This window comes from Alteribacillus sp. JSM 102045 (assembly GCF_041949975.1).
GTDB lineage: Bacteria > Bacillota > Bacilli > Bacillales > Marinococcaceae > Alteribacillus.
Map to the genome: position 1 here is coordinate 1 of NZ_JBHFQG010000069.1, position 1,478 is coordinate 1,478.

Here is a 1,478-nt window from a genome sequence, read left to right on the forward strand (position 1 = left end):
GCTAATACCGGATGACCAAAAGAATCGCATGATTCTTTTGTAAAAGTGGGGACTTGTTCCTCACACTGCAAGATGGGCCCGCGGCGCATTAGCTAGTTGGTGAGGCAACGGCTCACCAAGGCAACGATGCGTAGCCGACCTGAGAGGGTGATCGGCCACACTGGGACTGAGACACGGCCCAGACTCCTACGGGAGGCAGCAGTAGGGAATCATCCGCAATGGGCGAAAGCCTGACGGTGCAACGCCGCGTGAGTGAAGAAGGTTTTCGGATCGTAAAGCTCTGTTATCTAGGAAGAACAAGTGCCGGTCGAAGAGGCCGGCGCCATGACGGTACCAGATCAGAAAGCCCCGGCTAACTACGTGCCAGCAGCCGCGGTAATACGTAGGGGGCAAGCGTTGTCCGGAATTATTGGGCGTAAAGGGCGCGCAGGCGGTTTCCTAAGTCTGATGTGAAAGCCCACGGCTCAACCGTGGAGGGGCATTGGAAACTGGGGAACTTGAGTGCAGGAGAGGAGAGCGGAATTCCACGTGTAGCGGTGAAATGCGTAGAGATGTGGAGGAACACCAGTGGCGAAGGCGGCTCTCTGGCCTGTAACTGACGCTGAGGCGCGAAAGCGTGGGGAGCGAACAGGATTAGATACCCTGGTAGTCCACGCCGTAAACGTTGAGTGCTAGGTGTTAGGGGTTTCGACGCCCTTAGTGCCGCAGCAAACGCATTAAGCACTCCGCCTGGGGAGTACGACCGCAAGGTTGAAACTCAAAGGAATTGACGGGGGCCCGCACAAGCGGTGGAGCATGTGGTTTAATTCGACGCAACGCGAAGAACCTTACCAGGTCTTGACATCTTCTGCTACTTCCAGAGATGGAAGGTTCCCCTTCGGGGGACAGAATGACAGGTGGTGCATGGTTGTCGTCAGCTCGTGTCGTGAGATGTTGGGTTAAGTCCCGCAACGAGCGCAACCCTTGACCTTAGTTGCCAGCATTGAGTTGGGCACTCTAGGGTGACTGCCGGTGACAAACCGGAGGAAGGTGGGGATGACGTCAAATCATCATGCCCCTTATGACCTGGGCTACACACGTGCTACAATGGATGGTACAGAGGGACGCGAAGTCGCGAGGCGGAGCGAATCTCAAAAAGCCATTCTCAGTTCGGATTGCAGGCTGCAACTCGCCTGCATGAAGCCGGAATCGCTAGTAATCGCGGATCAGCATGCCGCGGTGAATACGTTCCCGGGCCTTGTACACACCGCCCGTCACACCACGAGAGCTTGCAACACCCGAAGTCGGTGAGGTAACCCTTTTGGGAGCCAGCTGCCGAAGGTGGGGCAGGTGATTGGGGTGAAGTCGTAACAAGGTATCCCTACCGGAAGGTGGGGATGGATCACCTCCTTTCTACGGAGTATTTTCCGAGTCGAGCTTCAGGCGGCCTTTCGGCCGTTTGAGGCGGCGCTGTGACTTTCATTCAATTTTGAGAGACC

Annotated in this window: 1 rRNA gene; it reads left to right on the plus strand. The window is 56.2% G+C overall.

Going from position 1 to position 1,478, the window contains the following annotated elements:
* Window positions 1-1,392: ribosomal RNA gene (locus tag ACE1TI_RS21375) — 16S ribosomal RNA — on the plus strand; the annotation flags it as partial.
* Between the last annotated feature and the right edge of the window lie 86 nt (window positions 1,393-1,478).